Source organism: Pseudomonas sp. NUPR-002 (genome assembly GCF_056322725.1).
Map to the genome: position 1 here is coordinate 4,054,349 of NZ_CM150476.1, position 21,924 is coordinate 4,076,272.

At 57.8% G+C, this 21,924-nt stretch carries 23 protein-coding genes; all 23 read left to right on the top strand.

Features of this window, described 5'->3' with window-relative positions:
* Positions 1–2: 2 nt before the first annotated feature.
* The 23 genes from ACVWSC_RS18425 to ACVWSC_RS18535 all read left to right on the top strand — a co-directional run bounded on the left by ACVWSC_RS18425 (position 3) and on the right by ACVWSC_RS18535 (position 21,917).
* The gene (locus tag ACVWSC_RS18425) at positions 3–1,943 is read left to right on the top strand and encodes a DNA polymerase (protein ID WP_442108461.1); all 1,941 of its coding nucleotides are present in this window, start codon (positions 3–5) and stop codon (positions 1,941–1,943) included.
* Between the two features lie 10 nt (positions 1,944–1,953).
* Positions 1,954–2,136 carry a hypothetical protein gene (locus ACVWSC_RS18430; protein ID WP_442108463.1) on the top strand — a complete coding sequence of 61 codons (183 nt, stop codon included), beginning with the start codon at positions 1,954–1,956 and terminating at the stop codon, positions 2,134–2,136.
* 145 nt (positions 2,137–2,281) lie between these two features.
* Positions 2,282–3,025, top strand: coding sequence for a pentapeptide repeat-containing protein (locus tag ACVWSC_RS18435; protein ID WP_442108465.1), 744 nt, complete (start codon positions 2,282–2,284; stop codon positions 3,023–3,025).
* Positions 3,022–3,999 carry an ATP-dependent DNA ligase gene (locus ACVWSC_RS18440; RefSeq protein WP_442108467.1) on the top strand — a complete coding sequence of 326 codons (978 nt, stop codon included), beginning with the start codon at positions 3,022–3,024 and terminating at the stop codon, positions 3,997–3,999. The genes ACVWSC_RS18435 and ACVWSC_RS18440 overlap by 4 nt, the downstream gene beginning before the upstream one ends.
* Entirely contained in the window at positions 3,996–4,205 is a 210-nt protein-coding gene (locus ACVWSC_RS18445) for a hypothetical protein (RefSeq protein WP_442108469.1), read from the top strand. Before ACVWSC_RS18440 ends, ACVWSC_RS18445 begins: the two co-directional genes overlap by 4 nt.
* The gene (locus ACVWSC_RS18450; protein WP_442108471.1) at positions 4,202–4,582 is read left to right on the top strand and encodes a hypothetical protein; all 381 of its coding nucleotides are present in this window, start codon (positions 4,202–4,204) and stop codon (positions 4,580–4,582) included. The genes ACVWSC_RS18445 and ACVWSC_RS18450 overlap by 4 nt, the downstream gene beginning before the upstream one ends.
* A gap of 10 nt (positions 4,583–4,592) precedes the next feature.
* A complete protein-coding gene (locus ACVWSC_RS18455) occupies positions 4,593–4,994 on the top strand; it encodes a hypothetical protein (RefSeq protein WP_442108473.1) in 402 nt (133 codons plus the stop codon).
* Positions 4,987–5,484 carry a hypothetical protein gene (locus ACVWSC_RS18460; protein ID WP_442108475.1) on the top strand — a complete coding sequence of 166 codons (498 nt, stop codon included), beginning with the start codon at positions 4,987–4,989 and terminating at the stop codon, positions 5,482–5,484. The genes ACVWSC_RS18455 and ACVWSC_RS18460 overlap by 8 nt, the downstream gene beginning before the upstream one ends.
* On the top strand, positions 5,447–5,647 hold the full coding sequence (locus ACVWSC_RS18465; RefSeq protein WP_442108477.1) for a hypothetical protein: 201 nt from the start codon (positions 5,447–5,449) through the stop codon (positions 5,645–5,647). The genes ACVWSC_RS18460 and ACVWSC_RS18465 overlap by 38 nt, the downstream gene beginning before the upstream one ends.
* Positions 5,644–5,874, top strand: coding sequence for a hypothetical protein (locus tag ACVWSC_RS18470; RefSeq protein WP_442108479.1), 231 nt, complete (start codon positions 5,644–5,646; stop codon positions 5,872–5,874). The genes ACVWSC_RS18465 and ACVWSC_RS18470 overlap by 4 nt, the downstream gene beginning before the upstream one ends.
* Positions 5,874–6,191 (top strand): hypothetical protein, encoded by a 318-nt coding sequence (locus ACVWSC_RS18475; protein ID WP_442108481.1) that lies wholly within the window; start codon positions 5,874–5,876, stop codon positions 6,189–6,191. Before ACVWSC_RS18470 ends, ACVWSC_RS18475 begins: the two co-directional genes overlap by 1 nt.
* Entirely contained in the window at positions 6,175–7,038 is an 864-nt protein-coding gene (locus tag ACVWSC_RS18480) for a hypothetical protein (RefSeq protein WP_442108483.1), read from the top strand. Before ACVWSC_RS18475 ends, ACVWSC_RS18480 begins: the two co-directional genes overlap by 17 nt.
* A 46-nt stretch (positions 7,039–7,084) precedes the next feature.
* Positions 7,085–7,300, top strand: a complete 216-nt coding sequence (locus ACVWSC_RS18485; RefSeq protein WP_442108485.1) for a hypothetical protein — start codon at positions 7,085–7,087, stop codon at positions 7,298–7,300.
* A 12-nt stretch (positions 7,301–7,312) separates the two neighbouring features.
* A complete protein-coding gene (locus ACVWSC_RS18490; protein ID WP_442108487.1) occupies positions 7,313–7,555 on the top strand; it encodes a hypothetical protein in 243 nt (80 codons plus the stop codon).
* Entirely contained in the window at positions 7,527–8,060 is a 534-nt protein-coding gene (locus tag ACVWSC_RS18495) for a hypothetical protein (RefSeq protein ID WP_442108489.1), read from the top strand. The genes ACVWSC_RS18490 and ACVWSC_RS18495 overlap by 29 nt, the downstream gene beginning before the upstream one ends.
* A 256-nt stretch (positions 8,061–8,316) precedes the next feature.
* The gene (locus ACVWSC_RS18500; RefSeq protein WP_442108491.1) at positions 8,317–9,849 is read left to right on the top strand and encodes a portal protein; all 1,533 of its coding nucleotides are present in this window, start codon (positions 8,317–8,319) and stop codon (positions 9,847–9,849) included.
* A 14-nt stretch (positions 9,850–9,863) separates the two neighbouring features.
* On the top strand, positions 9,864–10,643 hold the full coding sequence (locus ACVWSC_RS18505; protein ID WP_442108493.1) for a capsid assembly protein: 780 nt from the start codon (positions 9,864–9,866) through the stop codon (positions 10,641–10,643).
* A 107-nt stretch (positions 10,644–10,750) separates the two neighbouring features.
* On the top strand, positions 10,751–11,758 hold the full coding sequence (locus ACVWSC_RS18510) for a major capsid protein (protein WP_442108495.1): 1,008 nt from the start codon (positions 10,751–10,753) through the stop codon (positions 11,756–11,758).
* A 206-nt stretch (positions 11,759–11,964) separates the two neighbouring features.
* Positions 11,965–12,525, top strand: a complete 561-nt coding sequence (locus tag ACVWSC_RS18515; RefSeq protein WP_442108497.1) for a hypothetical protein — start codon at positions 11,965–11,967, stop codon at positions 12,523–12,525.
* A 9-nt stretch (positions 12,526–12,534) separates the two neighbouring features.
* Entirely contained in the window at positions 12,535–14,943 is a 2,409-nt protein-coding gene (locus ACVWSC_RS18520) for a phage nozzle protein (protein ID WP_442108499.1), read from the top strand.
* Between the two features lie 60 nt (positions 14,944–15,003).
* The gene (locus ACVWSC_RS18525) at positions 15,004–15,615 is read left to right on the top strand and encodes a virion core protein, T7 gp14 family (RefSeq protein ID WP_442108501.1); all 612 of its coding nucleotides are present in this window, start codon (positions 15,004–15,006) and stop codon (positions 15,613–15,615) included.
* A gap of 2 nt (positions 15,616–15,617) precedes the next feature.
* A complete protein-coding gene (locus tag ACVWSC_RS18530; RefSeq protein ID WP_442108503.1) occupies positions 15,618–17,948 on the top strand; it encodes a hypothetical protein in 2,331 nt (776 codons plus the stop codon).
* A gap of 15 nt (positions 17,949–17,963) precedes the next feature.
* Positions 17,964–21,917, top strand: coding sequence for a transglycosylase SLT domain-containing protein (locus ACVWSC_RS18535; protein ID WP_442108505.1), 3,954 nt, complete (start codon positions 17,964–17,966; stop codon positions 21,915–21,917).
* The last annotated feature ends 7 nt before the right edge of the window (positions 21,918–21,924 follow it).

Here is a 21,924-nt window from a genome sequence, read left to right on the forward strand (position 1 = left end):
CTATGCACCTATTCGACGTTGAGTCGGATGGGCTACTCGACACGGTTTCAAAGATCCACTGTTTGGTCATCAAGGACTCCCTCTCGGGGCGCACTTGGCGATATCGACCGGACAACGTGGAGAAGGGCCTCCGCAAGCTCATGGATCTCTCATGGGCTGAGCCTTCGCCTGAAGAGCTCGAAGCGGATGGTCCTTACCGGATCGGTGGGCACAACGTCATCAAGTACGATGTCCCGACCATCCAGAAAATCTTCCCGTGGTTCAAGCCTAATCCGGCTGCTATCTATGACACCCTTGTGGTGTCCCGCCTGATCTTCTCCTCCCTGGAACTCAAAGACTCCAAGCTGATGCGCCAGGGGATCCTCCCCGGCAAGCTCTTTGCGAGCCACTCGCTGAAGGCTTGGGGTTACCGTCTGGGGATCCTCAAGGGCAACTATGCCGCTGAGACTGAGGACGCCTGGGCAGTCTTCTCGGAAGAGATGCTCTCCTACTGTGCTCAGGACGTGGAGGTCACGGCCAAGCTTTACGAGCTGCTGAACACCGCCAAGTACCCGCTCACAGCCATCGAGCTGGAGCATGACACCTGCTGGATGATCGCCCAGCAAGAGCGCAATGGCTTCCCCTTCAACGAGAAGCAAGCGGCGATCTATTACGCGCAACTCGGGGCCCGAAGAGCTGAGCTGGAGACCTCCCTCGTGGAGACCTTCGGGTCTTGGTTCGAGCCAGCCACGAAGACCCCCAAGGTTCCCGCCAAGGACAACAAGCGCTTCGGCTACACCGCTGGGGCGGCTTTCATGCCGATCAAATACGTGACCTTCAACCCTGGCTCACGGGTCCACATTGCCCGATGCCTGAAGCTCATGGGGTGGATTCCTACGGAGTTCACCGAGACGGGCCAACCGAAGGTCGATGAAAGCACCTTGGAGGCCCTGGAGTTCCCAGAGGCCCAGCTCGTTACCGAGTACCTGACGATTCAGAAACGGATCGGGCAGTTAGCAGAAGGTGACAACGCCTGGCTCAAGCTGGTGACCCCTCAGGGGCGCATTCATGGCTATGTGAACACCAACGGCGCGGTCACTGGCCGGGCCACTCACAGCTTCCCAAACCTCGCTCAGGTCCCTTCCGTGAAACTCGACAAGGACGGCAACGTCCTGTGGGGCTTCGCTGGTGGCTGGGGTGCAGAGTTCCGGGGCCTCTTCGGGGCTCCCGAAGGCTGGGTCCAAGTCGGCATCGACGCCTCAGGCCTTGAGCTCCGCTGTCTGGGCCACTTCGTGTGGGCCTTCGATGATGGGCAATACGCCTACATCGTCCTCAACGGGGACATCCACACGGTCAACATGGAGGCCGCTGGTCTCGATACCCGTGGCCAGGCCAAGACCTTCATCTACGCCTTCCTCTATGGGGCAGGTGCTCAGAAGATCGGATCGATCGTTCTCCCGCTGGGAACCGCTGAGGAACAGAAGACCATCGGCAAGAAGCTGATGAAGGAGTTCCTGAAGAAAACCCCTGGCATCAAGAAGCTCCGTGATGCGATTCAAGCGGTCCTAGTGAAGAGCTCTGAATGGGTCGGCAAGGAACAGAAGATTGCCTGGAAGCGCCGCCACCTGATCGGACTGGACGGACGTAAGCTCCACATCCGCTCTCCCCACTCGGCTCCTAACACCCTCCTTCAATCCGCAGGTGCCCTCATCTGCAAGAAGTGGGGTGTGGAGACCATCAAACGCCTAACGAGACTCGGCCTGAAACAAGGCTGGGATGGTGATTATTGCCAGCTCGCTTGGGTCCACGACGAATATCAATACGCCTGCCGAACGCCTGAGATCGCTGAGATCGTCAAGCGGGAATCCCAGTTAGCCATGCGAGACACCCAGGAGTTCTTCAACTTCAAGGTCCGCCTGGATACCGAAGGGAAGATCGGCAAGACGTGGTTTGAGTGCCACTAAGGAGTAACACATGGAAGTAACAAAGATTTGGTGTGAGTGGGACATCGGCCTCAATGAGTGCCTGTGGGCCAGTGAAGAAAAGGCCATGGAAGACGTAGCTGAAGCCCTCACCTCTTGCGGCATTGAGGACTCCGTTGCGGAACTTTTGAGCGCAGGCCTGTTGGGCTTCGAGCAAACCACCGTCCGTTCCTGATGGACCTCTCAACAACCTTCAAGCTGGGCGTCTTTGGCGCTCAGTTTGTTGCTCTCCTCTGGTTCATCCGAAGGGATCTCTGGGACAGCTTCCGAGGTTTCTCCCCACCTTAGAACTATCCCACCTCTCTCCAAAGGAATGACCCATGCGCACTTATACCGCTGACGACCTTCGTGTGATTCTGGAAAAGCACAAGCTGTGGCTTGAAGGGAACCCTGAGGGGGCCCGTGCAGACCTGGCCGATGCAAACCTGGCCGATGCAAACCTGGCCGATGCAGACCTGGCCGATGCAGACCTGGCCGATGCGTACCTGGCCGATGCAAACCTGGCCGATGCAAACCTGGCCGATGCAGACCTGGCCGATGCGTACCTGGCCGATGCAAACCTGGCCGGTGCAAACCTGGCCGATGCAGACCTGGCCGATGCGTACCTGGCCGATGCAAACCTGGCCGGTGCAAACCTGGCCGATGCGTACCTGGCCGATGCGTACCTGGCCGATGCAAACCTGGCCGGTGCAAACCTGGCCGGTGCAAACCTGGCCCGTGCAAACCTGGCCGGTGCAAACCTGGCCGGTGCAAACCTGGCCCGTGCAAACCTGGCCGGTGCAAACCTGGCCGGTGCAAACCTGGAGTCTGTGCGGTCTCTCTGGGGGACCGGCGGAAACCTCGCTGAGGTCAAAGCTGTGCAGTGTGAGCGCTACCCTGTCACCTACACCGCGACCCATATGCAGATCGGCTGCCAGATACACCGCCTGAGCGAGTGGTGGGCCTTCAGTGATGAGCGGATCGCCTCCATGGACCGTGCTGCACTTGACTGGTGGAAGGTGTGGAAGCCAGTGCTTCAGCACATCATCGAGCTCTCCCCGGCCAAAGCTGGGGGTGTCAAATGAGCACCGTAGACAAGAACGTTTTGACCCGCATGACTGGCCGCAAACCCGCCAAGCTCGTGCAACTGGTTCAGGACCTCGATGATGTCGCAAAGAAGAACCTGAAGCCCGCTGAATACCTTTACCACGTCACCACCAAGCTCGATGGGGTCTTTGCCCTGTTCGTGTGGATCGCTGGTGGCTGGGCGACCTTCAGCCGCACTGGCGAACAGATGAAGTCCTGTGGGCACATTGAGCGCCGCCTGGAAGAGCTCAACATCCCGAAGACCGTTGTGGTCATTGGCGAAGTCCTGAAGCTCAACCCGATCCCCGAGGGGTCCCCTGAAGACTTCTTCGAGGCCCTCTCCTATGCACCCGTTCAGGACACCTCCGGGGCCTTCCGCCGTCACAAGCGTGATGAGTCGTTGCGCCTCGTGGTGCATGACTTCCTGAGTCTGGAAGGTTTCACCAAGGGCACCACAAAGAGCGCCTTCGGTGATCGGATGATGCGAGCTGAGCGCTGTGGTCTCCCAATGACCCGCGACAAGGCCCCTCTGGTGCGCCTCCCTGAGTTCACCTGCGTGACCCTTGAGCTGGCCCAAGTGATTGCCGAACAGGTTATCGATGATGGCGGTGAAGGGGTGATCGTTCGAGATCTCGAAGCGACCTGGGAAGCCGGGAAGCGGGACCACAGAATCATGCGGATCAAAGAGAAGATCACCAAGGACCTCAAGGTCACTGGCGTTCAAGAAGGTGTGGGCAAGATGGCCGGTATGGCTGGTGCCCTCCTCTGCCGCTGGCGTCTGAAGAACGGCCTGTTGGTGGACATCCCCGTAGCTGGTGGTGACTTCGAGACCCGCAAGGCTTGGCTGAAGGATCCCTCGTTGATCGTCGGCCAGATCGTTGAGGTCGAGGCCATGAAGATGACCCCTACAGGAGCCCTTCGTGAACCCCGCTTCAAGGGTATCCGTCACGACAAAGCGGAGGCTGACGTATGAGCACCGTTCCCAAGGATGTGACTGGCCGTGAGCTAAAAGTGGGCCAACGAGTGGCCTACCAGACCACTGGAGAGGGTAAGGGTCTCGCCCTGGCGGAGATCATCAAGATCAATCCCAAGACCATCACCGTTAACGTCAAACACTGGAACGATAAGTATCTCACTCGCCCGTTCTCTGGCGTGTGCATCGTGGAGGATCGCCCATGACCCCTGAATACCAACAAAAGGTGGAAGCAATCCTCAAGGAGGTGAGCTACCCCGGCTTTGACTTCATTGTGGATCCCGCAAAAGGTTCCTTGCGCATCTCCTGTGTTGAAGGCGTATGTAACATCACTGGAGAGCCCTTGAAGTGGAAGGGCCGCCACTGGCTCCTCTCCCCTCACATGACTGAAGGTGAGGTGGTGCAAACCGCTTGGCTGGCACTTCAGACCGCCTTGGAACATGAGCGGCGCGAGAACTTCCGCTACAAAGGCGCAATGATCTTCGGCCCACACTTCGACATCAACGCTCTCGCTGACCTCGCTAAGAGCCCTTCGGGGATCGTTGAGCGGCCTCACCCTCCCCACACCCTACCAACTGCCTAAGGAAACGCTGATGAACCATCTTCAACTCTGGGCCTTGAGCTCTCTGCTGGCCGTTGGCGTCCTCCTCGTGGGGAGCCTCATCTGGGCGCACTACCGGGTAGCCATCAAGGGCTTCCGCTGGGACTACCGCTCCGCATCTACTCGGGACCTCGCCCAAGCTCCGCTGATTGCCCTCGTGTTCTCGATCTTCATGAGGGTCCCCGAGTGGCTGAGCGAGCTTGCGTCTGAGGCTTGGAAGTTCCTCAAGAGTGACTTCCTTGTGATCGTGGGGAGCTTCTGCCTCCTCCTGACCTCTCCGGTGTCCTTCACCGCCCTGGCCCTGTATCAGCGCCGAGAGGCTCGAAAGCAAATGCTCCTGGCCAAGAAGCGAGACCTGAAGGAGCGTGCAGGCGGAGTGCCTTACGATGTCTGAGCCTGTCCATATCCATATGGAGGTCCTAGCGGCCTCCCGTGGGCGGTTCTTGAAGACTCCTGAGGTCTCTCAAGAGGCTCACTCCCGACTGAGGCAAGCTGAGACAGCTCCCTTTTTCAAGATCGTTCAGAAGGACTTGGTTCCAGGTGTCTTCCTCGGGCTGTCCCTCACGGTCCGCTTCAAAGTGGATCGGCTGGAGCTCCTCACGCACCTCCCACGTTTGCTCCCTGGACACCTCCAAGAAGTAACCCCGGATGGTCAGGTAACCCTCTCGGGACCTGTGCTATCCCTCCTGGCCGCTTGGGCTGACATCACGCACCTCGCATTCTCTCCTGAATGGGAGGCCCTGATGCCGTTTGCCAACGGATTCAAGAAAACCATCGCTAAAGAGTTCCCAGAGGATTCCCTACTGGCTCTTCAAGCACTCATCGACCGTCGCAAGGACGCAACCAATGAAGCAACTGCAAAGCATCTTGAAGGGGTTCAATAAAACCCTGACCGCGCTGGAAAACCTGATGGCATCCCACAAGGGCACCATCAAGCTCAACGAAGCTGCGAAGGCCAATCTGGAAACTCACAACGTCCAGCTTCAGGCCGAGCATGATGCAGCCAAGAACGTTCACACCAAGCTGTCCGCTCTGGTGACTCAATGAACGAGTACCTGAGCGTCCTGCGCCACATGCTGCTGAACCCTCAGAGCTTCCAGTCGGACTTCTCCCGCAAGAACGCCGCAACCATTGCCGAAGCTGCCTCCCGTGGGCACATCACGGCTGTCCTCAACAACAAAGCTCGTGACCGCTGGTTCGTAACTTCCACTGGCCTGGCGCTGGTGGACGAAGCGGAGCCGGGTATCCGTAGCATCGTCAAGGAGGTGAACTGATGGCACGGAAAGCCGCAGTGAAAAAGCCCCTGGAAGAAACCCCTGAGCTGACCCCTTTGGGTCTCCCCACGGGCGTCTCTTGGGGTGAGGTCACCAAGTACCTCGCTCAGGAGGGCTTCTCTCCGAAGAACATGGTACGCATTCCAAAGACCTCCATCGCCTATGTCCCTCAGATCGAGGGTGACGCCTGGGCGAAGATCACTTGGAGCTTCCTGAAGAGCGAACTGACCTACACCGTGGAGTCTGTGACTCTGGTCCGCAAGGAAACGGTTCGGACAGTCGAGGTCAAGGACGTGACCTATGAAGAACGCGAATAGCGGTATTGCACTCCTGATTGATGGCGATATGGCCCTCTACCAGGCGTGCAGTAATGCCGAACAGGAGATTGACTGGGGTGTCCACTGGACCCTCCACAGTGACCCTGAAGAAGCCTACGCGATCTTCAAGAACGCCATCGAGAAGCTGTGTCTTGAGGTCAACAGTCGGTTGAAACTGGAGGAGACCCCACGGGTTTACCTCGCATTCACCGACTCGGTTAACTGGCGCAAGGACGTGCTGGAGACCTACAAGAGCAACCGCAAGGAAAAGCGTAAGCCTCTCTGCTACTACAAAGTCCGAGAGCGTGTGTTCGCTGAGTGGGAGTGCCTCATGGTCCCCACACTGGAAGGCGATGACGTTTTAGGCATCTGGGCCACCTCCCCTCACATCAAGGGTCGCAAGATCATTGTGAGTGGTGACAAGGACTTCAAGACCGTCCCCGGTGAGTTCTGGGACTACGGGCGCAAGAAGTTCTATGACATCAGTGAGGAAGAGGCCGATTACTGGCACCTCTACCAGACCCTCATGGGGGATATCACTGACGGCTATCAAGGCTGTCCAGGGATGGGCGCGGGCACTGCCGAAGAGTTCCTCAAGGCCCCCTTCATGTGGTTCCAGGAGGAGAAGATCCTCAAGAGTGGCCCACGGAAAGGCGAAGGAGTTCTCCAGTGGAAGAAGCGAGAGCTGTCCGAAGGGGAAACCCTATGGGACGCTGTGGTCTCGTGCTTCGCCAAGGCAGGCAAGACCCCTGAAGACGCTCTGGTACAGGCCCAAGTGGCCCGTATCTGCCGAAGCTCCGAGTGGGACTTCCAGGATCGCAAGGTAATCCCTTGGGTTCCGGCCTGAGTTTCTCCCCACCTTAGAAGTAAACATCAACGCATCTGGAGATTCCATGGACGTATTTGCAGAAGACTCCCTGGAGGCTGAACTGGACGATGGTCTCGATGAGGCCCCGCAAATCAGCAAGGCTCTAGTCAGTTACCTCCGCAGACGCTTTGACCCTTCAGCAGCCCTGGACAATGTGAAGCCTAACGCCGATCACCACTTGGGGTTTATGAAGGGCCAGAAGGAAATCCTGGATCATCTCCTGATGCTCTCCCGGCGTTAAGAAGGAACTGACATGGGCTCACTCTTTGGCGGCAAGGCCAAGACCCCTAAGGTCACCTTGCCCGCTGCACCTGTGACCGCCCCTGATGCCATCACTGAGCGAAAGCTCGGACAGGATGGTGAAGATGACGGCCAAGACCTCACGGATGGGGTCAAGAAACGCGGCAAGGCTTCCCTGAAGATCAACAGAGATACTCAGGTAGCCGCATCCACAGCAGGGGCCAACTATGGAACCACAGCCACCACAAGCGGCTGAATCCCTTAGAGCCCTTGGGATGCACTACCGGCTAATCAAGGACGAGGAAACAGCCCGCTACATCCATGGGCTTGGTTGGAGTGTCCAGGACGGATCTCCCTTCCGGTGCATCCGAGAGGCGTCCCTTGAGGACACCCTTGAGACGTATCTCCGGGCTACCAAGCCGTGGGAAGACTCGTTAGCCCTAATGGGGTTCTTCGATGTCGATTCAGGGGACCTCCTTGGGAGCGTCCTCTTGAGCATAGGCCCTCTCTGGTACAACCAAGAGAAGCTAGGGGTCTATGAACTGTGCCTCACCTCGACTCCGCAAGGGTCCGGTAGGGGCATCGCAAGGGCCACAGCAGTGGTCCTCAAGGGCTTCGTGGAGTCCGGCATGGCCGCAGTAGCGGAAGCTGGCTCAGCGATGTCCACCAATCCTACCCAACTGGAGAATGCCTACCGAAAGGCCGGGTTCTCTACCTTCAAATCCTTCGTGATGGAGACTCATGCCGATGGGCGGAGTTAGTAAAGTCCTCAAGAAGGCAGTCAGCCCTTTGACCGATGTATTGGGCACTAGCAAGCCAAGCGCTGTGGCTAGTGAAGCCCCTACTCCTGCAACGGAAGTGGTGACCCAAGGTGAGGTTTCAAAGGACAAAGATACGGAGTCCGGTGCGTCCGAGTCCGTCAAGCGAAAGCGCGGTAAGTCTGCCCTCAAGATCCAACAGAGTACAGGTGCTAACGCAAGCGGGTCCGGCACGGGAGTCAACGTGTAAGGAAGGACCATGGCCGCAGACGCCAAGCCCCAGGAAGGGGCAGAGACGACCTATAAGCGTCTCGAAAACGACCGCAACCCGTACACCAAGCGCGCGGAAGACTGTGCTGTCTTGACGATTCCCTCGCTGTTCCCCAAGGACTCCGACACGGGGTCCACGAACTACACCACGCCTTATCAATCGGTGGGCGCTAGGGGCCTGAATAATCTGGCTTCGAAGCTGATGCTTGCGATGTTCCCACCAAATGAAGCGTTCTTCCGCTACCAGCTCAACCAGGAGCAAGCCGCTCAGGCAAGCTCGGGTGCTGGCACCAAGACCAAGTTGGATGAAGGTCTTGCAGCGATGGAGAAGGTTGTCCTCAAGTTCTTTGAGGGCTCTGGCCACCGAGTGACCCTCTTTGAGGGCCTCAAACAGTTGGTCATTGCGGGTAACGTTCTGTTCTTCTGGACTGAGGACGGCCTGAAACTCTACCGGCTCAACCGCTTCGTTTGTGAGCGGGACGGCATGGGTAATGTTCTGACCATCGTGGCCCGTGATCGCTACTCTAAAGCCTCGCTTCCTCCTGAGCTCCTCGCTTCAGCAAAGCTGGAGGACGATTCCCAATCTTCAACTCCTGTGGATGTCTTCACGCACGTCTATTGGGATGGCGAGAATTGGCAGTCCTATCAGGAGATCGGCGGTGAGGCTGTAGCGGGCACTGAGAGTACCTATCCCAAGGGGAAATCCCCGTGGATGCCCGTGAGACTCTCAAAGATCGATGGTGAGCACTATGGCCGCTCGTTCGTTGAAGAGTATTACGGGGACCTCCTGAGCCTGGAGAACCTCTCCAAGTCCATCGTTCAGATGGCGATGATTGCCTCCAAGGTTGTATGGCTGGTGAACCCCAACGGGATCACTCAGGTCCGCCGCCTGAACAAGGCAACCAACGGTTCCTATGTGGCGGGCCGTGAAGAGGACATCAAACCTGTCCAGCTTCAGAAGTTCAGCGATATGCAGGTGGCCAAGGGCACAGCGGACGGTATTGAAGCGCGCCTGTCGTATGCCTTCATGCTCAACTCCGCAGTCCAGCGGTCAGGCGAGCGGGTTACGGCTGAAGAAATCCGCTACGTGGCCCGAGAGCTGGAAGACACCCTTGGAGGGGTCTACTCGATCCTCACCCAGGAGCTCCAGCTTCCCTACATCCGAGTCACCACCGCCAACCTGATGACCGCCAAGACACTCCCGGACCTCCCTGATGGTCTCGTGGAGCCAACGGTTATCACTGGTGTGGATGCCCTTGGCCGGGGTTACGACCTCAATAAGCTCGTGCAATTCATCCAGACCCTTGAGGGCCTCGGTGAGGTTGCCTGGCAGCGCCTCAAGATCGGCAACGTGATCTCTCGTATCGGTATGCCCCTCGGACTCGATGTGAGTGAACTTGTGATGTCCGACGAAGAGTTCCTCCAGGCTCAGCAGCAACAGCAGGCTCAGGCCGCAACAGGTCAAGCAGCCGAACAGGCGATGACCCAAGCAGCCCAGCAACAAATCCCACAACAAGCCTAAGGAGCCTCTCATAGATGGCCCATGAACTGTATGGCGATGCCGTTACCTCTGAAGGTAGCGAGGAAGCCAAAATCGAACTCACCATCGGCAATCAGGAACAGACCTTCGAGGTTGGTTCTGGTGCCTCTGAGGAGACTCCTAAAGACCATTCGGAAGAGAATCCTGAGGGCAAAACCTCTGATGAAACTCCGAAGGAAAAGCCTGAAGAGGCTGGTGAGAAAACCCCTGAAGAGACCCTTCAAGCTGATGTAGAGGCACTGAAGAACTCCGAAGACGAGCTCTCCAAGGACTTGGCCTCGAAGGGTCTGGACTTCAACGCTCTGGCGGAAGAGTTCGAAAAGGCCGGTGAGCTGAGCGCTGAGACCCTCGCCAAGCTCGCTGAGAAGGGCTACCCAAAGGTGGTGGTCGATTCGATCATTGCCGGGCGTCAGGCTGTGGAGCAGCGCTTCGCCACTGCCGTGCATTCACTGGTGGGCGGCGAAGAACAGTTCAACGCCCTTCAGGAATTCGCAGCAAGCAACCTGAACGCTCAGGAAGTCGCCTCGTTCAATCGAGCCATCGAGAGCGATGACTTGGGCGTTATCGGCCTGATGCTCAAAGGCATCCAGGCGAAGTATTCCGCCAAGCATGGCACCAAAGGCAACATCATCACCGGCGCCTCCACCGGAACTCCTAAAGCTGAAGGCTTCAAGGATAACTCCGAGATGGTCAAGGCAATGGCTGATCGCCGTTATGGCCGCGACACGAAGTACACCGACGAAGTTATCCAACGGGTAGCTGTGTCGAGCTTCTGATACACCCGCAAGACCCTCCTCAAGAAATTCCCCAAGGGCCATCTCCAGCAAGCGCGCTGGGTCTCGGTGAGCCCTTTCCCAAAGCTCGTCTCAAGGATTGAAACACTATGGCTTCTACTACTGTTGCTGCACCCGGTCAGATCAATGGCACTGGTGACCGCAAAGCCCTCTTCATGAAAGTCTTCTCGGGTGAGGTCCTGACGGCCTTCGCTCAGAATACCGTTGTGATGAACCGCCATCTGGTCCGTACCATCACCAGCGGCAAGTCTGCCCAATTCCCTGTGATCGGTCGTGGCACTGCCAAGTACCTGGCTCCGGGTGCGAACCTGGACGACCAACGCAGCAACATCAAGCACGCCGAAAAGACCATCACCATTGATGGCCTGCTGACCTCGGACTGCCTGATTACCGACCTTGATGACGCCATGAACCACTACGATGTTCGCCAGCCTTACGCGGCGACTCTGGGTGAAGAGCTGGCCATGGCTGCCGATGGCGCAGTCCTTGCCGAAGGCATGCAAGTTGCCCTTGCCGCTGAGAACATCCCCGGCCAGTCGGGCCAAGGTGGTGCAATTGGCGTGGGTACTCCGGTCATCACCGCTGAGTATGGCCGCATCGTCCTGTCGGCGCTGATCTACGCCCGTGGTCGCTTCTCCAAGCTGCGCACCCCGAAAGCGGATCGCACCGTGTATGTGGAGCCTGACATCTACTCGGCCATCCTGTGCGCCTTCGGTCCTTACGTGGGTAACTACGTGGTTCCGGGCACTGGCGATATCAAAGAAGGTGCCGTCCTGCGCTGGGCTGGCTTCGAGATCGTTGAAGTCCCTCACTTCTCCAATGGTGGTGCCGAAGAGCTGCACGCTCCAGTAGACAACGCCATCGGCCTGGCTATGCATCGTGGTGCCGTGGGCACTCTGAAGCTGAAAGACCTGGCCATGGAGACTGCCCGCCGGATCGAGTACCAAGCGGACATGATGGTCGCCAAGTACGCAATGGGTCACGGCGGCTTGCGCCCTGAAAGCGCTCTGGTCCTGACCACTGACCCGGCTTCCCCTGACCTGATCGCTGCTCAGCAATCGGCTCTGGAAACCGCTCTGGCCAACCCAGGCAGCTAAGCAACAAATCTTGAAGGGCCCTTCGGGGCTCTTCTTGACCTCCTCAAGTAACCATCTGGGAGTCCTTTTCGGATCCTTCCCTTTGGGCTCCCACCTGCGCATCCACGAGAAAGCTCCTGAGAGTTGTTGGCCCTTATAGCGGACACAGCAACCCATGGACTCCCTTCCCTCTCCGCGCTCTGCCTGTTCTCAAAAGGATTCCACAAATGGTTATTACTCCTGCCACCGAGCTCGATGCTGTCAACGAGATCATCGGGATCATCGGTCAGGCCCCTCTCAACTCTCTGGAAGATGAAGCGGACATTGACTCCCTCAACGCCCAGAGCATCCTCCAGCGGGTGTCCCGTGAAGTTCAGTCAAAAGGCTGGTCATGGAACATCGAAACCGCATCCCTGAGCCCTGACGCAACCACACAAAAGATCACCTATCGAGATGACTGGATTCGTCTTGAAGGTGCCTCCGTGGTTCGCCGTGAAGGCTATCTCTACGACCTCTCCTCCCAGACCAACCTCTTTACCGCCTCGGTTTCCGTGGACATTGTTCGCTTGATCGACTTCGAAGACCTCCCTGAGGTTGTCCGAAAGTATGTCACTGTGAAGTCCTCCAAGATCTTCCAGGCGCGCTCAGTGGGTGCTCAGGAGCTGGACCGTGAGGCTCGTGAAGAGCTCCAGGAAGCCTATCAGGCTCTCCAAGAGTATGAGCTGGACTTCGGCGCCTACAACCAAGTGGATAGCGACCCGTATCTGACCAACGTGATGTCTCGATAAGGAGGCGTCATGCCGCTCATCTCGCAATCTATCAAGTCCCTCAAAGGGGGCGTCTCACAGCAGCCCAACAACCTTCGTTTCCCCGACCAAGGGGAGCTACAGGAGAACGGCTTCAGCAGCGAGGTTGAGGGTCTCCAGAAGCGCCCTCCTTCGGTTCACCTGAAGAGGCTCATGGAGAGCATCACCGGGAAGCCGTCCTTCCACCTGATCCATCGGGATGAAGTGGAGCGGTACATGGCGATGACCGACAACCAGGCCATTCGAGTCTGGGACTTGGCCGGGAATGCGCTCACCGTGAATGCTCCTGGAGGGCTTTCCTACCTGGCCACGACGAATCCCCGCAAGGATCTCCGATTGGTCACCGTGGCGGATTACACCTTCGTGGTGAACCGGAATGTGACTGTAAGAGCCTCTACTGAGCGATGGCCAATGAGACCCAATGAGGCGTTTCTGTGGGTCAAGACTGGTCAGTACGGTAAAACCTACAAGATCACTCTTACGTTCACGGACGGTAAGACCCAGCTCATGACGTTCACAACCCCAGATGGGACGGATGCCAAGGACTCTCCGAAGGTTGCCGCCAACTACATCCGGGACCAGTTTTTTGACCAAGCTCTGAATGGCCTCCCAACGGTAATCGAAGGAGTCTCCTCAAGAGCTCCAACTTATGTGAACCCTACGGCTACCGAGAATGGTGGCCTCTACCTCACACCCAAGGACGGATATACGATCTCCAAGATCGCTATTGAGGATGGGTTCAACGGGCAATCCGTTATCGGCTTCATGTCAAGCGCCCAACGATTTAACCAGCTTCCTCCGCAGTGCCTGGACGGCTACGTGGTGAAAGTTGCGGGGGATCCTGACTCAGACGCTGATGACTACTACCTCCAGTACATCGAGAAGGACCGTATCTGGAAGGAATGCGCCCAGCCGGGCTCTCTCAAAGGGCTCCTCCCGAGCACCATGCCGCACGTTCTGGTGCGAGAAGCTGACGGGACATTCACGTTCAGGACGAACGATTGGGGCCAGAGGATGGCCGGGGACGATGATACGAACCCCTTCCCGTCCTTCGTGGACGCAACGATCAATGACGTTTTCTTCTTCAGGAACCGCATAGGGTTCACCTCAGGAGAGAACGTGGTGATGTCGGTAAGCGGAGAGTTCTTCAAGTTCTTTCCGGCCTCTGTGGTCGTCCTTGCGGACACTGACCCCATTGACACAGCAGCAAGTGGGCACACAACGGTGTCCATCTTGTACAACGCTGTGCCATTCAAGGAAGAGCTCCTCCTGTTCTCCAGCGAGGTGCAGTTCAGCTTGAGAGCTGATGGGGTTCTCTCAGTGAAGACCGCGAAGATCGACCCAGCCACGGAGTACAATTGTATTGCTTCGGTGAGACCCGTAGGGGTGGGCCGCTCGATGTTCTTTGCAAGTGAACGCGCCTTGTACTCCAGCATGAACCGCTTTTACGCCGTACAGGATGTGTCGGACGTAAAGGATGCGGATGACATCACGGCCCACGTTCCTAGTTTCATCCCCAACGGGATCTTCAAGCTGTCCTCCAGCACCGCTGAGAATCTCTTGGTGATCCCTACGAGCGGCAAGGAAGATACGCTCTTCGTGTACAAGTTCTTGTTTCAGCAAGACCAGCTTGTGCAACAGTCGTGGTCTTACTGGACGTTTACCGGCCAGCGAGTCCTAGCGGCTGAGTTCATCGGGTCGGACCTCTACTTGGTCCTTTCGAACACCTCTGGGACTTACCTGGAGAAGGTCTCGTTTACCCAGAACACCCTAGATTTCATTGAGGAACCCTACCGACTCTACATGGATCGCAAGGTCCGGTATGTGGTCCCCTCAGATGCCTCCTTTGATGACTACACGGGGATCACGACGATCAACGTGACAGGTCTCTATGGGGGAGCTCCGGACCCTTCTCACAAGTACCACGTAGTTGCCCAGGATGGGCGCGTGTGGACCTTCGAGGGAATCACTGGGGGAGCCATTGAGATCCCTACGGACATCCGTGGGCAGACCCTCATAATCGGCAAGGCCTATACCTTCCGTTACAAGTTCTCCCAGTTCTTGCTTAAAAAGACGGACCAGCAGGGGCTCTCCTCAGAAGACGTGGGGAGACTCCAGCTTCGCTATGGATGGCTGAACTACAAGGAAGCAGGACCCTTCACGATCACCGTGCAGGTAGGCAACAGGAAGCCCTTCACATACGTCCAGACCGCAAGGATCTTGGGCGCCAACAAGAACCGCCTTGGGGTCCTACCCTTGGAAACCGGTAAGAAAACCTACCCTATCCAGTCACAACCGGAAAAGGTGGAGATTACCGTCTCCTCGGACGAGGTATCACCGCTGGCCCTCACGGGGGCGGGCTGGGAAGCCCTCTACAGCAGAAGGAATCAAGGCGTTTAACCACTCGGGCTCTACAGGAATTTTCCTGTGGGGCCCTTTTTGCATACCCGAGGTAACTCTATGTCAGGCGCACTCTCAAGCGCGTTGGCGGGGGCACAAACAGGCGGCTCTGTAGGAGGACCATGGGGGGCCGCGATTGGCGCCACTATGGGGCTCTTCGTGGGCTCCAAGGTGGACCAGGAGAACCGGGCGAGGATTGAGCAGGACTACAAGGCGCAAGTATCAGCCATGGTCCAGACATACAACTTCGCCAACCAGTCCACGGACCTAGAAGTCCAGGCCGCCTCCGAGCAAGCATCCGCAGACCTCGCTAACACCCAGACGAACTCCATCATGAACCTAGCCAGCCTGAGGGCAGCCGCCGCAGAAACTGGCATGGAAGGTAATTCGATGGATCGAGTTATGCGAATCTCTAAAGGCTCGGATCTAAGGGCTGAGGATAGTATCCGCGACAACTTCAAACGCACCGTTGCCCAGTCCCTTCTCATCAAACAAACAAACCGCATTGGAACCCAGCAGCGCCTCAACGAGGCTCATCGTCTGGCCGTTAATTCGCAACCGTCGAAGTGGTCTCAACTGCTTAGCATTGCTCAGCAGGCGGGAAGCATGGTGGGGGACATGGGAGGCGTCTCCAAGCTCAGCGGGATCATTGGCAACATCAAAGGTAAGTAACCATGGCTGGATCACCTCTCAACTCCGCCTATCAATCCTGGCGGCAGTTCGCTCCCCAGGAGAAAACCCCTATGCCTCTCCAGGGCGTGTCCCTCAACGTTCAAGCTGGACGGTCCTCCGATGGGGGCCTCAATGTGGCCTTCGACGGTCTTATGAGCGCTGCCGTGAACGCTGGGCACCGATACGCCACCACCACGAAATATCAGGCGGGGCGTGAATCGGAAACCAAGGCTGAAACCTGGATGAAGTCGGTTTCCCCTGAGGAGTACCGCGCGGCCGCTCAGGAAGGGAACCTCCCGTTTCAGGATGACCCGATTGCTATGGCGCGCCTGCGCTACCTCCATGGCTTCCACGCCTCAGCGGCAGTCCAGGAGCAAGTAGCGGAGAACATCCGGGGGGGTGCCTACAAGGATGAGCTTGATGCAGCCGGGAAGGTAGTCCGTAGGGGCTCTGACATTGCGGTTGAGGACTACTTCAAGCGCATGAAGACCATGCGGTCTGACATTACCAAAGAGCTCGGTTTCTCCGAAGAGGATGAAGCCCTGACTAACGGGATGTTCCGCGACTCGGATTCAGCTCAGGTAGCTCTCAGGGGGCTCCAAGCGCAAGTCACCGATAAGCGCAACCGAGCCCAGGCTAACATCCTCCACACGTCAACCCGCAACGCTCTCCTTTCGGAGGCGGTGAAGAGGTCCCCCGAGGAAGCCGCTGGGGTAGCTACCGAGTCCTGGCAGACTGGCTACGAGACTGGGGTCTATCGGGATCTCCCGGACGCTCTCAAGGACATCGGGCAAACTCTCTCCCAGGTGTCCTCCCAGGTAGGTGGCCTGGCTGTAATCGACCAACTATTGGACGCCAAGGTCCCAGGTACGGCCCAGTCTGTGCGGGAGTTCTACGACCCTGACGAACTCGAAGGCTTCCGTCAGAAGGCCCTCAACACTCAAGTCAAGATGGATGCTCAGGCTGACCTTGACTGGCAGGTGCGGGTTCAAGAGTTCCAGGACAATCCCAACGGCCTCACGGGGCTCTTCCAGATGCACCAGGAGGAGCTCAACCGGAGTGGTGGAGTTGCCTCTAAGCGAACTCTCCAGCTTCAGCAAGAGATTGCCACCAAGAAGCACTCCCTGGCCACTCAGGCAGCGAAGCTTCAGACGGAGAACGCGAAGGCAACCCTTCAAACAGCTCGGGTGGCTGTCCTCACGGAGGAAGCTGGGAGATTCCTGGCTGGCAACCGGGATGCTCAGCGCTACGACACCATGCCGAAGGATCCTGAGCTTGGGAAGTACAGCAAGGATGACGCCCTATTGATGGAGCGCGGACTCTTGGAACGATACCAAGGACAGCCCGCGAAGCTCCTCAAGCTGGCCGAATACATGCCCAGCGGTTACATCTCCAGCACCATACAGGACTACTGGAAGGACACCTCGGCAACCATGTCGATTGATGCCTCACGGGTCTCCCAAGGACTCATGCGCCCTGAAGACATCAAGGAACCTGAAGCCCTAGCCTCGGTGAATCTCCTGAAGTCGGCAGACCCTCTGGCCTTCCGTAAGGTGATCGGCGGGGACACCGAAGGGCTCGCCAAGCTGGATACGTTGGATGCCCTCTCGGGGATGGGGCTCGGGTATAAGGATATGGTCGTCAGTCAGGCTCGTTGGCACAAGATGAGCGATAAGGACAAATCCACTCAGCTCAACAAGATCAAGCGGACACTCATGGATGAGGCCATCTCTCCGAAGAAGGTGGGCAAGAACGCTGGACTGGCAAACCTGGCTGGCAGCGAATACGCCCAAACCTACATGCGGACGATGGTCAACGGCCTGCTCTCCTTGGGAATCCCTGAGGATGAAGCCTTCAAGAAAGCCGACAGTGCCTTCGCTCAGTCCCATGTGGGGCTCAACGGGTTCCCCATCCCAGCCTCCTTCTTCTCCCCCATCAAGTCTGACGATCAAGTGAATGTCGGCATGGATCTCCTTGCGGAGGCCCTGACGGAGTACGCCCGATCTCAGGGGGTGCGTGAAGAGGATGTGATCCCTGATTACAACCAGGCGGCCGGTACAGTGGGCTTCCGCTCTCCCGGAAGGATCTCTCTGGAGATTCGTGCCGATTCCCTCCAGCAAGGCGCCCAAGCTCTCGCAGAGAAGCGGCAAGCATCCGCAGTTGTACAGAACGCTGAGGAGACTCGTGACGCGGCCATCAGCCGTGCCCAAGAGACCCTGTTCAATGCCCAGCGGGCTCAGAAAGCCAACCCCTACAGCCATCTCAACGCCAAGAAACAAGCGGACGTGGATGACGCTGAGAAGGCTCTGAACGCCCTCAAATCAACCAAGTAACTTCAGGAGGCCAGGATGGCTACCCCTAAAGAATCCCCCTACCGGGCCCTCTATGTGGCCGCTGGGGAAGCACATGGCGTGAGTCCTGACCTCCTTGAGCGTCAAGGCTTCGCTGAGTCCAGTTGGAACCCTGAGGCACTCGGGCCGATGACCAAGTACGGTCAGGCTCGGGGTCTCGCTCAGTTCATCCCCGGTACTGGCAAGGCCTATGGTCTCCTCACCGATGCAGACTTCCACGATCCTCAGAAAGCGATTCCCGCTCAGGCGCGCTATATGGCAGACCTGAAGAAACGCTTTGGGGGCTCCGATGAGCTGGCCTTGGCGGCGTACAACATGGGCCCTACAGCTCTTCAGCGGAAGCTGGACAAGGCCGGGGGCATCATCGAGAACGCTGAGATTCCTGAGGAAACCCGTGGGTATCTCCAGAAGATCCTTGAGGGAAAGCAATCAGGCTGGGCACCAGACGGCACTAGACCGCTCAGCCGCATCAACTTTGGGACCCCATCGGCTCCCGCTGAAAGTGCCTTGGACCGGATCTCTTCGGCAAACCCTGAAGAGCTCGGCACGGACTCAGAACGATCCTCATGGGAGGCCTTCATGGGGGGCCTTCAGCGGTCCTCCATCGCTAGTGACTACAAGTCCCATGAGGTCACCGGCTGGGGTGCTCGCCCAGACTGGACCCCTACCCCTCAGGATCTTGAGAAGGTCACCGCAGCCGGTATAGGTGAGGCTGGGTCCACCTTCGTATTCAACAACGCACATTCAGGAGATGACCTTGACGGACTCATCGAAATCGCAAAGGAAAACCGTGCGAGTAGCGGTGCTGACGGGCGTGGAGGGCTCCTCACGAGCCTTAGCGGCGGCGTTGGTGAGATGCTCGGTGATCCAGTCACCTACGGAGCAATGCTCCTCCCCGGCCTCGGACAAGTTGGACGCTTGTTCAATCCAGGCACAGCCAGAGTCCTCGCTGGAGCCGCTGGGTCAGGCGTCGAAGGAGCGGCCTACGGCGCCATCACGGAGTCCCTCCGGGAGTCCTCCACAGGTGTCGATGCCGACTACCAGTCTGCAATCCTCGCTGGAGCTGTTGGTGGGGCGGCGCTTCATGGTATCGCCGTAGGGGTCAAGCAGGCCTTCGGTAGGAACAACCCCATGGACTCCTTCCGGTATGTCGAGGACGCTGAGACCTCCAAGTTCCTTGAGGAAGCTGGGGTGATCTCTGAGCAACCCTACCGCCCCGGTCCCCTGACTGAACGGATCTTGGCTTCAGACGCTGCAAGGAAACAGGCTCAGGATCTCGGGTTCTTCCTTGAGGGATCCGAGAAGAGGCTCTCCAAGGCCTCCTATATCAAACAGCGGACAGCCAAGAAGGAAGGCTCCCCAGAGGTTTCCAAAGAGCAAGCGGCTGAAGAGTACGACCGGCTCAATGGGATCCTCGATATGGAGGACACCCTGAATCCTGTGGCTCGTATCTCGACCATCGGTGAACGGCTGCGCTCCAGTCAGAACTCAGAGATCCGCAAGGCAGCTCTGGGGCTCTTCAGGAACGATAAGGGTTACAAGGATGGCACCTCGGGGCTCGGTCGAATGACTGGCGAAGAGGTTAAGCGGAACCTGGACAACGAGTGGTTTGATGTTGATTCCACCTACTCCCGGCATGCAGAAAGCTACATCCGCTCCCAGCGTCATACAGGCATCTCGAAGGCTGAGCTGGAGGAAGAGTTCGGCTATCTGGTAACCCTCGCCCGTGAATCCGGCAACCGTGAGGGGCTTCCTCAGGCTGTCTCCGAAGCGGCTGAACTGATGGGTAACTTCTATGACCAGCGCATTGGCGACGTACTGACTCCAGCAGGACGCTTTGGGTCTGGTGCGGACATCATTGAGAACCCTCTCCAGTGGCAAGGCGTCAGGAACTACTCCCCGGTCATCATGGACACCGCCAAGATCGCCAGAGCTTCGGCCAAGGCTGGTGGTGACCAGGCGCTCCTTGAGACCACAGGGAAGGCTCTTTATGCCTCCCTGAAAAACCCTGAAGTTCGCACCAAGGCCGTCCAGGCGTTTGAGGCGGAGATGAAGGCTCTGGCCGAGCAGGAAGCCCGGAAGAACCCCACGGGGACTCTCCTGGAGCCTGTGAAAGCGGAGACTCCTGACGGGAAGCTCACTGAGGAGTTCCAGAAGTGGGCTCAGCAGAGAGCTCGCAATCAGGCTTTGGGCTACGTGGACCAAGATATGAGCCGCATCAAGGCCCATCTCTATAAGACCATGGACCCGGCAGAGCTTCCTGATTTCATGAAGTCTCGGGGACTCTTCACGACTGACGCGAAGATCACCCTAGCGGACGGCTCAGAGTTCAGCATCAACAAGGATCTTCGGAGCGGTGATGTTCGGTCGATCATGCACAGCTACCACAAGCGCACCGCTGGAGACTTGGCGATGTCCGTGGGGCTGGGTGACTCGGGCTATGCGGGGTTCGCTGAGAGGCTTTCCCGGATTGAACAGCAGATTGCCAAGGCGACACGGGACGACAACCCTAAGCTTCAGCGTCAGTTGGAGGGCGACCTCAACGCCATGAAGATTGCCGCCAAGAAGATCTACGGGATGAGCCTGAACCAGGATGGTCGGGGCGCCGTGGATATGCTGGCGGGATCGCTGACTAACCTCTCCTTCGTAGCCAAGTCGGCCTACATGGGTCCGATGAACTACACCGAGATTTCCTCTGGGCTCGCTAATTACGGCCTTGGGTTCTTCCTCAAGGCTCTCCCAGGTGTGGGCCCGATGTTCCAGCGGGTAGCCAAAGGAAAGGCTACGGCTGAAGACCTCACGATGCTCCAGAATCGCCTTTGGGGCGAAGAGGTACATGATGTGGTCTACCCCTCTCACCTCAGCTCTACCTATGCCATTGCACAGGAAAGCGCTAACAAGGTGGTGGCTGGCATCTACGCCGGGACCTCTCGGCTCGCCCAGGTGGCACCCTCAGCGAAACTCTTGGGGGCAACCACCAACAGGATCGTCAAGGCAGCTCAGGAAGAGTTCCTGGCGACCCTCGTTCGGCATGCCCACGGGAAGCCCTCCAAGGTTTTCTCAGCAGCAAAGCTGAAGCACATGGCCGTTCACCCCGATAAGCTCAGGCTGATCCTGGAGCACGTCAAGAAGAGTTCCACCGTGGACTCCAAAGGGCGCTTCACTCTGGATGCTGCAAAGCTCCTGGAAGGCCGTGAGGCTCTCTCGGAGATCCGCCGTATGGGGGATATCGCAGCCACTGACGTGATCCAGCGGCCTTCCCTTGGGGACACTTTCATCTGGGCTGACTCCAAGAACCCCTTCATCCGCTTCCTGACCCAGTTCCAGACCTTCTCCATGAGGTCCCTGGAGAAGAAGTTCCTGAAGGGGGCCAACAGAATTCGTAATGGCGACGTGGACGAAGCTCTCCAGATGACCCTCTCTTTGGGTCTGTCGGCAATGGGCACCACAGCCTTCACCATTGTTCGATCTCAAACGATCCGCGATGAGGACAAACGCCGGGAGTTCTACAAGAACGCCATGGGGTATGACTCCGACACTGATACGTGGGATCCGGCAACTTTAGCTGTAGCTGCCCTAAAGCGCTCTTCCTACCTCGCGGCGCCCTCTCTTGCGTATGACACCTTGGGGACCCCTCTGGGGCTTCCCTACGCTGGTCTTGCGAGAACCACTCGGGACACTGAACAGTTCTCCGGGGAGGAAGCCGCGAAGGCTTGGAAAGGTCCCAACCTCGGGGAAACCTTCGGGAACTTCCCAGCGGTGAAGTACGGCACTCAGCTCGGACAGTCCGTAGTTGCGGGCGCAAACCTTCTCCGCCCGAGTCTCGATGACGAGCAAGTAGAGCGTCAGAAGAAGCTCATTCTGCTCAACCTAAAGGGGCTTCTCCCGAACGACCCAGCGACTCAAACAGCCCTTTCGTGGCTTATCGCTAATGGCGTGGGAGAGCCTTAAACATCCC